Here is a 10,889-nt window from a genome sequence, read left to right on the forward strand (position 1 = left end):
TCAATCGCGCCGGTGCAAATTGCGGACTGGTTCCTCGGGGTGGGGGAGTGAGAAATCTACACTATCTTGGCTGTGCCGGTACCGGTGGATTCCTGTTCGCCAAAGTAGGTGCTGATACCGTTCGGACCAATGACCAGGTGAAATTGCTGCGGGCTGTTTGTTCCCGAAAGGAGCTGCCCATAGTTTTGAACAGCGCCTTGCGGATCGAGCAGATATCCACCCAAGGGGAATTGGTCGAGGGCAGTACGAGTCAGACTGGCCTGAGCGCTAAGGCGCTGGAACATGAGTTCCAATGCGGGGTGCGCTTCAAACAATGCCTCAATCCGGTCTTTTTGTGGGTGGTCGCTTGCGACGACAACATGCCCATTTGAATCGGTGGTGAGGTCCAGTTCGTTAAGCCCGGTAATTCCGGCATTTGAGAAGATATTGCCGAGTGCTTCTCGGAACTGGGTAAGTTTTGCCTGAAAGTTATCGCTCATGGTAGACAGGGCGGTTTGCAGGGGACGGTCCTGAACATTGAATGATTTTGCCATGGACGCGGTGTTGGCATTTGCCTTGAGCTGGGCGGCAAGCAGTGCGGCGAAGTTTGCGGAAGACATGGAGTTAGAGGCATTTAGGGCGTTTGTCTTTGCCGTATCTCGACCGCTCTTGATTTCATGCCACAGGGACCGTACCCCGTTGACGAGTTGTAGTCCTTCAAGGATTGGGAATGCCATGGTCGCCTCCGCTTCGTCTTTCTTGCGGAGAATGGAGCAATCGGCGCGCCAACTTTGACGCGCCGATTGGTAAGGTGCAGAGACAAAGGTGCTCGGATCTACTCTTGAATCATTAGAGCCCTGCCATCGGATTCTTTCGCGCCGGTTATCAGCGCTGTTAGTTCGCGTACCATGGAGTCCACGTCCATGGCCTGCCCCGAAAGCTCTTCAGAAGCGCTGGCCGACTCTTCGGCGGAAGCCGCGTTCATCTGAACGACTTTGTCCATTTCTGCGACCGCCGTGTTAACTTGGTCGATGCCCATCGCCTGCTCGTTGGACGCCGCGGAAATTTCGGCGATAAGCGTGGCAACACTGTTGGCGGCGGTCTGGATGCTCTTCAAACGTTGGGATGTCTGTTGTGTTGCGACGACGCCATTTTGCGCATTGTGCGTGGCCTCTTCGATGAGTTGAGCCGTGCTGCGCGCGGCGTCTGCACTCCGAATGGCGAGGTTTCTCACCTCTTCCGCTACTACGGCAAAGCCTTTTCCTGCTTCACCGGCGCGCGCCGCTTCGACAGCCGCATTCAAGGCCAACAAGTTGGTCTGGAAGGCAATTTCGTCGATGGTTTTCAGAACCTTCGCCGTTTCCTGGGACGAAGTGCGAATGCGTTCGGTTGCTTCGGCCATTGCCCTCATGGATTCCACCCCCGCTTCGGCGAGCGTGGCCGCTTCTTTCGCGACGAGATTGGCTTGGTTGGCATTCTCCGCGTTTTGGCGTGTCCGGGAAGCCATTTGCGTGAGAGCCGCGGAGGATTCTTCGAGGCTTGAGGCTTGTTCGCTCGCGCCCTGGGCCAGCGCCTGGCTAGCCGACGCGACCTGTGTAGATGCCGAAGTGACCTGGTTGGAGCCTTCCTGCAAGGTCTCCGCGATTCTACGTAAGCGAGTTGACAGCCGGGACGACATGATCAGCCACACGATGACCGCAAAGACCGCTGCAATTAGGCCAAGCGTGATCAGGTAGACGTTGCTGCGATGGCCAAGTGACGCAATGCGGTTCGACGCGGCAAGGAGTTCGTCGTCGTATACACCTGCACCGATAATCCAATCCCACGGCGCGTAATACATCAAGCGAACAGTCTTGTCGCGTGGGACAGTATCGTTGCTTCCCTGAAACGGATAGCGTATTTCGCCCATCTCTCCGGGCTTGAGGGCTTTTGCCGTCTTCACGACATCTTGGATGAAGAAGCGACCGTTCGTGTCCTTCATTTCCCATAAGTCTTTCCCGTCGCTCTTTCCGCCTTGAGAAATGACGTACCTCCCTTTGGAATCCAGAACGTAGATGTAACCGGATTCGCCGATCTTCACGTCCATGATAGCTTTGCGAAGAGTGGCCATGCTGTCTTCCCGCATCCCCACGCACAGCATGCCCGCAACCTTGTTGCTCGCGTCGTAAATGGGCGTAAACTGTGCCAGATACCATACGTCGCCGACTGGCGTTCGGTGAACACACGTTTCTCCCTTCAGGATCGCCGCGATGATGGCATTCCCCGAACCGGTTTCACCGGCGGCAGGCAGAAACGTCCCGATCGCGCGTTCCCCCGCCTCATTTGTTACGTTCGTCAGGACACGCAGCATATCCCCAGCGTCGTTCATGCGCTGGAACACGGTGCAGACACCGCCAGTAAGGTCTTTAGCGCGGTCAACTAGCGGCGCTTCGGTCCCAGAAGGTATCTGCTGCCCAGGCCACTGTCCGCCGAGAAGCAGCTTGGGAAGAGTAACAGGGGTAGTGGCTTTTGAGAACTGGTTTGTTGCCGTCCAGGCTACCGTTTCTTCCGACAACGTCACTCCACCCAAGTCTTTCAAGTCGGCCTGGACCGTCTTCATCATGAGGTCCAACTGTCCCTGTTGGGTTTCCACCATGGAGTAAACCCCTCGCGCGAGGTGATCAAGATCCGAAAAGGCCAGTTTCTTGCTCTCATCTACGGAAATACTGACCATTTGCCTATTCTGTGAATACACGATTGATACAAGTACGGCCAGAGGGGCCACCGTAAGAATGATCCCTGCGGCGAGGAGTTTTCCTCGTAAGCTCATGGGTACGTTCCTTTCGCAATATCTCAACACCTGCAGTTTGAGATACGTAGGTAGCGGGCATGTTAAATGTGAAGAAACTTAGTCCAATTCGACCGTACGAGACTGCGGATAATTGCTGTGCAACATAATCATATTTGAGTGTTTAGAGCGTGCGTTCCCCCAAAGTAATGTTGTCCCTGTATAGCTCATAAATTGCTTTATTTCCGTTTTACACCATTTGATATTACTGATATAATTCAAAATCGTTGATACAATATCTTCTGGCAACTGTAAACCCCAGGCAACCGGACTGTCTGACATTTCTCTTGCCGATTCGACCAGTAGGCTGTCTTTTCGACCGCGCGGACGCCCAAGTGCTCGTTCGCCTTGGATTTCCTCAAGAGACTGGGAAATGCTCTCTTCCTTTTGGTCGCTTCGTATCACGAGATTTGGGGCTTTTTCTGCAGTTACGGCGAATACTTTGCCCGGATTCCCAGGCGCGGACGACCTCAGCGACCACATTAAGGAGGAGCACAGAGGTCCGAAGCGGTCTCTCGTTGATAGCCTTGATGACTTTGGGAGGTCATTCTGATTCGGTCAATGGAGAACTTGTCCGCTTATCTACCCCTAGATTAGAAGGATGCGTCCAATTCTAGACCGACTGTCGTGAATAATTATAGCGATGCAAACCCGCGCAGTCAAGAAAACAATTAAAACACTGCATGTGCCGCGGTTTTTTCTGGAGCAGGCCCTATCCAGCAATTTCCACAGTTACAATCTTGAACGGTTTGCACTCGATCGGGACCTTCACCCCTTCACACCGCAACGTCTTGATGCGTTTCTCGTTGAGGTCTGTCAGCCAAACTGTTCGTACAGGTTTGAACAGCTTCAGCGTCGTCTTGACCGTATCCGGCCCGGGGTTGTACACGCGTACGATGAGGTTATTGTTCCACTCGCACTTCTTAAACGCACTGAGGATCAGCGACTCGACGCCAAGGTCAATGAACTGCATCGCGTCCGGCAACTTCCCATCTCGAGGCACGGGCAGGTACTTCTGGAGAGCGCGCTCGTCTTCGAGACGCAGGCCCATCTGCCGGAGGTCGGTACCGCCGTGAATGTCTCCGCGGGTTGCGCAAATTGCGATGTTGTGGCGTAGGGCCTCGTTCATGACTGGGTGCCAGTCTCCGGCGTGAGCCATGAATGCGTAGCGAAACTCCATGGGCATGAGGCATTGCGCTTCGGGCGCTTGTATCTTGGGCGAAGCACTGTAGGGGCGCGTGGGAAAGTCATCGCGGCCCAGCCAGCCCACGGCTCTGAATAGCGTCTGGGCCAGGGTTCGGGTTTTGCCGTGCTGCAAGACCTCGAACTCGGGCATGCCGTCGTTAATGATGGCAAAGCCGTTGCGCTTCTGCGAGAGCGACGCAAATCGTAGCACGTGCTGGGTGGTGTACGGGGGCAAGGGGCAGCCGTAGGGACTCGTTTCTTTCGGCGCGGGATGAGCAATCGGCCGGTCGATTACGGCGAAGTGCCCGTCCACCTGTACGGTATCGGTTTCGATTTGCGTGGGGAACAAAGCGCGTAACCGATGGTCCTTAATGGTGTTGTTCACGCGGGTTACCAAATCCACGCGGGGAGAGCCGGCACGGCAGGTGACATCGGTTTCGATGACGAGCCGGGCGCGTTTTCTGGAACGGCGCTTTCGATCTTCGGCGAGGCTCTCGGGCAGTTCCAGCGTGTGCGTGATGCGCCACGTGGCGGAGAATGGTCCGCTGTGCAAGCGCTCGATCGCAGGCCGCGACTTCTCTGTCGTAATTGTCTCGGAATTCTCGGGAAGGTACGACCAATTGTATTCGTCGCCGCAGTCTTCGGTGTCCTCAAATACGAGAAGATTCTCGTACCGGTTCCGGGTCTTCTTGTCGTGTAGCGTGAGGGTCCCGTTGCTCTGAATCCCAAGGGTATAGAAATTGTTTTCGAAGGACTTGGCGCCTACGCGGATCGCCGGCGTGAGTTTGGCGGATTTCCCCTCGCGGGCATAAAGCGTCTTGTAGCTGCATGCAGGCAAATCCACTTCGAGTTCGCAGCAGTGCCGGACGACATCGAAGGGCTTGACGGCTTCCCACCAATGGACGCGCTCGGAGCCCAGCCATTCGAAGGGCACTTCTCGTCCCTTTTCGTCGACGAGCTGGAGGGACTTCCAGTTCTCCGACTGCGGGCACAGGTCGATGTCGATGCGGACCACTTCCTTTCGCCGGACTCCCAGCGTGTTGAAGAGCATAACCGGTACACCCGTCTGGCGGGTGTGGTCCACGTTCAACGCCAGCATCCGCAGCGCGGTCCGGTGCAGCATGCGCCCGACCTGGTCGACGGCATCCATACGGACGACCGCCTCCTTGTGTACTTGATCGATGCTGGACCCGCAGACGTCGTCGTGGGGATGGGTCTTCAGAAGCTCTTTCCACGCGTAGGCGATCTCGTCTTGAGGATAGGGCTGGCATCCGGTGAGCCATGCGGCGGCAGCGACCGGCTCGGTCCATTTCTCTAGCAAGTCTTCGCAGTGCTGGTTCTGCATCTTCATGTACATGCGCGACGAGTAGACGCCTCCCAGCAGGTCGCCGAAGCGGTATATCAACTCGCCGTTGTGGGTCTTGAGGCGTGTTCCGTTGAGGCTGCGTTGAAGCGCGTTGACGTAGTCCTCAAACGATGCGATGCGAAAGTCGTACTGCGGGAACTTGCGCGACAGTCTTTTCAGAATGCGCGGCAAATCGGGTTGATGGTCGGCTTGATCGATCCCGTTTCCAAGCAAGAGAACGCGCGATCGCGTAAGTTCCAGCAACATCTTGCACGACTTGTCTACTTTCTCGACCGCATCCTGGAATGACTGCACCATCACTTCGGTATCGCCCCAGTTGGTGACGTAGCCGAGGTGTGTGCCGTTGCCGTAGAAGGGGTGTTGACGGGACGCAAGCACCTTGGACCCATCGGGCGACTGCCAATAGAATTCAAGGTCCAAGTCCTTCTTCTCTTGTTCAAGTCCCCGGAAGAATACGAACGAATCGATTCCAAAACCCTGAAGAAGCTGCGGGAGTTGGCCGATGTGACCGAACGAATCGGGAACATAACCGACCTTCATGGCGCGTCCGAAAGACTTGCTGATTTTCAGTCCGTAGATTAGATTGCGGATGAGCGATTCCGGACTCACAAGGAATTCGTCTGGAAGGACGTACCAGGGGCCCACGTACAAGCGCTTGTTCTTGATGAGGGCTCGCAGCCGCTCCGCTGCCTGCGGACGTATCTGGAGGTAGTCATCAAGCACAACCGCCTGCCCGTCGAGCACAAAACAGGAAAACGCGGAGTCTTTTTCCAGGGTGTCGGCGAGTCGATCAATCATGCGAACGAGGCGAAGACGAAACTCCTCAAAAGGAACATACCAAGCGCGGTCCCAATGCGTGTGAGGAACGACAAATACGGAATACTTACTAACCACAACCGGATCTCCCTAAGGGCGAACTGGACAGATCGCACAGGGGATACTGGGGCGACCCCAATGCCATCACCTGTAATTACTGGACCGATTCCCCGCTGCGATATTTCGGCTAAACATCCCGAGTATAGCGCAAGTTGGGGCGTTTGGAAAAGAGTCGAGGTCACTTTGTCATGATCGCAATCTACGAGAGCACCTTTTTGTCATGACCGCCTACCGGTTTCTGGATGCCGCCTTCCTCCTATTTCACTCTGCTCTCATCGTTTTCGTGGCGTTTGGATGGGTGTGGAAAAGGACACGGCGTATCCATCTGGCCACCGTTGGAGTGGTTGGATTATCGTGGTTTGGGTTAGGGCTAATCTACGGACTTGGCTTCTGCCCGTGTACCGAATGGCATTGGAGGGTCCGGGAACGCTTGGGGGACACGCTCTTGCCGAATTCCTACATCAAGTTTCTTCTGGACACCTTGACCGGTCTCGACTGGAACGCGGCGGTCGTGGATGGGTCAACCTTCTGTGTCTTCCTAATAGCTACCCTGTTGTCGGTTCTGTTGAACCGGCGGGACATGCGAGAGCGCATTCGATAGAATAGGTCAAACACGGAACCGAGGGGGAAGTAGACCAATGCCGATATCACGCCGATCGTTTATTAAGCAGAGTGTGACCGTTGCCGGATTGGGTTGGGCGGGATGCAAAGGCGCTTTCGCGGCGTCTGCGCCAAAAGCGGTAAGGACTTTTCACGCGTCGATCTCGATTGACGCGATCAAGGCGGACCCGGAACTGCCGGAGATCATCAAGGCGGCCGGCGTCAGAGACATCTGGCTGGCGTGTTTCTTTCAAGGCACGTGGCATCACTCGATAGCCGAATTGAACGAGTACCGGACCAAGCTGGAGAAGATGGGCTTTGCGGTCCACAACATCACGATTCCGCTTGGACATCCGATGTACACCGAAACCACGCCCGATTACATGCCCGCGCTGAGCGGAGTGCCGTGGAAACGCGGCATCCGGCCGGATGGAAAGAGCGTCGGCGGCGTATCGTTGCATCCTCCCATCACGGAGGAGAACGTGGCCGCCGTGAAGCAAATCAAGACCACGAATCCCGGCATCATCTTTCTGGATGACGATTTCCGGCTTGCGCCGTCGCCGGACGATATTGGCGGGTGTTTCTGCGAGGATCACAAGAAGGCCTTTCTCGAGAAGCACGGGTACGGGGAATCCGAGTGGGCCGCGCTGTTGGCGGACGTAGGCACGCGCACGTTATCGCCGGTGGTGAAGGCGTGGGTTACTGACACCTGCGATGCGCTGACGGCGTGTTTTCGCGCCCAGCAGGCCGCTGCCGCGCCGGAAGCGCAGCTCGGCATCATGGTGATGTATTCGGGCAGTGAGCGGGCCGGTATTCGTTTGCAGGACTATGCCGGTGTGCCATTCCGAGTGGGCGAATCGCACTTCAGCGACGGCGACTACGACCCGCTGAAGGGCAAGACGAACGAGTTGTTCAGCGTGCTGTTCCATCGGAGGTATGCGACGCCGGAACTTGCGTTCAGCGAGACCACGGCGTGGCCGCCAGACAAGCTTTCAGCGGAGAACATGGCGTCGAAGCTGGCCATCACGACAATTTCCGACGTGCGCAACACGATGTTCATGAGCGGCAACACGCCGTTCCCTCGCACGCATTGGGAGGTGCTCGCGCCCGCGATGAAGCACAACGCGGCGCTGCACGAGCGCGTGGCGGGGCATGTGCCGCGCGGCCCGTTCAAGCACTATTGGGGCGAACAAAGCCGGTGGGTAGGCGATTCCAACGCGTTCAGCCTATTCCTGGCGACGGGCGTGCCGTTCGAAGTGGTTGAGGAACCGGCGCCCGGCGGCTGGACGTTCCTGTCGGACTACGACGCGCGGACGTATCCGTCGGCAACGGACGGCAAGCACGGCACGTTGGTTTACCGCGCCGGGGGAAGCACGTCAATCGAAGGCGGGCGAGCGGTCGCGGAAACGTTGCCGGACTTGTTTGCTTTGAAGAGGGAAGTCGTCGCGAATCTGAAAGATACGCCCTACGTGGAAGACGACGTGCCGGTGGTGTGCGCGTGGTACCCCACCGCGAATGCGGTATTGTTGTGGAATCTGGAGAAGGCCCCGGCAAAGGTATCGCTTCGCTACAACGAGAAGCGGCGCGAGGTGGAACTGCCAGCGCTGGGGATAGAGATTGCAGAGGGAATTGCATAACGACAGAACGAATGGCCGTGAAACCGCAGCCGAGGGCGGCTGCGCCACATTTCCGCAGGCAGGATGCCTGCGACACGCTAGTCTGTAAGCGATGCGCCGATTGCCAATCGGGAAGTTGAACAAGTAGAGTAGTGCGTTATTGGGGGTGAGAGTCGTGTCCGGCGAACGGGCGGAGTCACGGGAATGGCAAGAATGAGAAAGCGGATTGGCGTGGCCGTCGTGACGCTTCTTGCGTTGCTGGCGACGGGGTGCGGGCAAAGCGCGACGCAAGAGAACAGCGGTGGTGCGGATGTCAAAGCCACGCGCGTGATTGGTGCCTCGCTGCTGACGCAGCGGCATCAGTTCTACCGCGATCTGGTGGCGGCCCTCGAAGAAGAAGCTCCCAAGCATGGGCTGACGTTGCGCATTCAATACGCCGAGTTCGACGGACAGAAACAAATCAATCAGATAGAGACGTTCGTGCGGCAGAAGGTGGATGCGATCATCGTGTCCCCCAAGGATTCCGCGGGCATTTCTCCGGCAGTGAGCGACGCGCGCGCGAAGGGGATTCCGGTGTTCACTGCCGATATCGCCGCGCAGAACGCCGATGTCGTGTGTCACATCGCTTCGGACAACGTCCAGGGTGGCCGGATTATTGGCGAATACCTTGCGAAGATCCTGAATGGAAAGGGCAAGGTCGCAATCATCGACAATCCCGAAGTGACCTCGGTGCAGGATCGAACGAAGGGTTTTGACGAGGCCTTGGCGAAGTATCCGGAGATGTCGGTTGTGCAGCGCGCGCCGGGCGCCGGGGTGCGTGACAAGGCGTTGACGGCAGCGCAGAGCGTGTTGCAGGCGAATCCCGATCTCAGCGCGATATTTGGCATCAACGACGATTCCGCGCTGGGCGCGTTGGCCGCCGTGGAATCGGCGGGATTGCAGGACAAAATCGTCATCGTGGGGTATGATGGGACCCCCGAAGCGCGCGACGCGATCCTGGCCGGGAAAGCGTTGAAAGCGGATACCGTGCAGTTTCCGCGCGAAATCGGCAAGAAGACCATCGAGACGATAGCGGCGTTCCTGGAGGGCAAGGAAGTGCCCAAGGTAGTGCCGGTGGAAGTGGGGATCATCGACAAGGCGAGCCTTGAAGCGGAGCAGGGGAAATGAGCGAATTCGTATTGGAGATGCACGACATCGTGAAGCAGTTCCCGGGGGTGGTGGCGGTGAATCATGCCCACCTCGATTTGAAACCCGGCGAGGTGCATTGTCTCGTAGGCGAAAACGGCGCGGGCAAATCGACACTCATGAAGATCCTGTCCGGCGCGCAGCCGCTGGATTCGGGCGAGATTCGTCTGTCGGGTCAGCCCGTGCAGATCCACTCCCCGCACCACGCGCAGCAGTTGGGCATCAGCATGATCTATCAGGAATTCAACCTGAGCCCTTACTTGAGCGTCGCGGAAAACATTTATCTGGGGCGCGAGCCGCGTATCGGCAAGACGCCGTTCATCAATTGGAAAAAGATGTATGCGGACGCGCGCGAGTTGCTGAGCCGTATCGGCGTCACGATGGACGTGCGGCAGGCGGTCAACGAATTGAGCGTGGCGCAGCAGCAGATGGTGGAAATTGCGAAGGCGCTGTCGTTCAACTCGAAGATCATCGTCATGGACGAACCTTCCGCGACGTTGACCGATCACGAACTGAAAGCGCTCTTCGATCTCATTCGCGATTTGAAGACGCAGGGCATCGGCATGATCTACATCTCGCACCGTCTTGAAGAGATCTTCGAGATCGGCAACCGGTTGACGGTCATGCGGGATGGTCAATACATTGCCACCAAGAACGTGTCCGACGTGACGCGCGACGATATCATTCGCATGATGGTAGGCCGTGAGTTGACGCGCGAATTTCCTAAGGAAACGTTCGCGTTGGGCGAAGAGGGTCTGCGCGTCGCGAGCATCACCCGGGAAGGCGTGTTCAAGGACGTAAGCTTCACGCTGCGTAGGGGCGAGATCGTGGGCCTCACGGGTCTCGTGGGTGCGGGGCGCACGGAAGTGGCCCGGGCGATCTTTGGCGCGGATCGGTTGGATTCGGGCCAGATCTATCTGAATGGAAAGCCCGTCACCGTGAAGTCGCCGCGCGATGCGATTCGCCAGGGTATTGGCCTCTTGACGGAGGACCGTAAGAACCAGGGTCTTGTGTTGGGGATGACGGTCCGCGAAAACACCTCGCTCGCGAATCTCAAAGAATTGGTGAAACTGTTGTTCGTGAACCGGCGCAAAGAGCGCGAGATCACGGAGCAGTACGTGCGCGATTTGCAGATCAAAACCCCGTCGACCGAACAGACCGCGCAGAACCTCAGTGGCGGCAATCAACAGAAGGTCGTGTTGGCGAAATGGTTGTTCACGAAGTCGCGCGTGCTGATTTTCGACGAACCCACGCG

General features: G+C 57.1%; 7 protein-coding genes. 4 read left to right on the plus strand and 3 right to left on the minus strand.

The window, feature by feature from the left end; all coding sequences use genetic code 11:
* Positions 1–56: 56 nt before the first annotated feature.
* The 3 genes from K1Y02_21935 to K1Y02_21945 all read right to left on the minus strand — a co-directional run bounded on the left by K1Y02_21935 (position 57) and on the right by K1Y02_21945 (position 6,251).
* Positions 57–716 (minus strand): hypothetical protein, encoded by a 660-nt coding sequence (locus K1Y02_21935; GenBank protein MBX7259039.1) that lies wholly within the window; start codon positions 714–716, stop codon positions 57–59.
* A 98-nt stretch (positions 717–814) separates the two neighbouring features.
* Positions 815–2,788 (minus strand): methyl-accepting chemotaxis protein, encoded by a 1,974-nt coding sequence (locus K1Y02_21940; protein MBX7259040.1) that lies wholly within the window; start codon positions 2,786–2,788, stop codon positions 815–817.
* 730 nt (positions 2,789–3,518) lie between these two features.
* Positions 3,519–6,251, minus strand: a complete 2,733-nt coding sequence (locus K1Y02_21945; protein MBX7259041.1) for a hypothetical protein — start codon at positions 6,249–6,251, stop codon at positions 3,519–3,521.
* A 202-nt stretch (positions 6,252–6,453) separates the two neighbouring features.
* Between K1Y02_21945 and K1Y02_21950 the strand changes: the two genes are divergently transcribed.
* The 4 genes from K1Y02_21950 to K1Y02_21965 form a co-directional block, all read left to right on the plus strand.
* Positions 6,454–6,834: a DUF2784 domain-containing protein gene (locus K1Y02_21950; GenBank protein ID MBX7259042.1), complete on the plus strand. Its 381-nt coding sequence runs from the start codon at positions 6,454–6,456 to the stop codon at positions 6,832–6,834.
* Between the two features lie 37 nt (positions 6,835–6,871).
* Entirely contained in the window at positions 6,872–8,470 is a 1,599-nt protein-coding gene (locus tag K1Y02_21955) for a hypothetical protein (GenBank protein MBX7259043.1), read from the plus strand.
* Positions 8,471–8,662: 192 nt separating this feature from the next.
* Positions 8,663–9,616 (plus strand): substrate-binding domain-containing protein, encoded by a 954-nt coding sequence (locus K1Y02_21960; GenBank protein ID MBX7259044.1) that lies wholly within the window; start codon positions 8,663–8,665, stop codon positions 9,614–9,616.
* Positions 9,613–10,889, plus strand: a 1,277-nt coding sequence (locus K1Y02_21965; protein ID MBX7259045.1) for a sugar ABC transporter ATP-binding protein, incomplete at its 3' end; no start/stop codon positions are given. The genes K1Y02_21960 and K1Y02_21965, both read left to right, overlap by 4 nt.

This window comes from Candidatus Hydrogenedentota bacterium (assembly GCA_019695095.1).
Taxonomy (GTDB): domain Bacteria; phylum Hydrogenedentota; class Hydrogenedentia; order Hydrogenedentales; family SLHB01; genus JAIBAQ01.

Coding starts and splice junctions, on each gene's coding strand:
- K1Y02_21935 (MBX7259039.1), bottom strand. CDS start 716: ATGGCATTCCCAATCCTTGAAGGACTACAACTCGTCAACGGGGTACGG.
- K1Y02_21960 (MBX7259044.1), top strand. CDS start 8,663: ATGAGAAAGCGGATTGGCGTGGCCGTCGTGACGCTTCTTGCGTTGCTG.
- K1Y02_21940 (MBX7259040.1), bottom strand. CDS start 2,788: ATGAGCTTACGAGGAAAACTCCTCGCCGCAGGGATCATTCTTACGGTG.
- K1Y02_21955 (MBX7259043.1), top strand. CDS start 6,872: ATGCCGATATCACGCCGATCGTTTATTAAGCAGAGTGTGACCGTTGCC.
- K1Y02_21950 (MBX7259042.1), top strand. CDS start 6,454: ATGACCGCCTACCGGTTTCTGGATGCCGCCTTCCTCCTATTTCACTCT.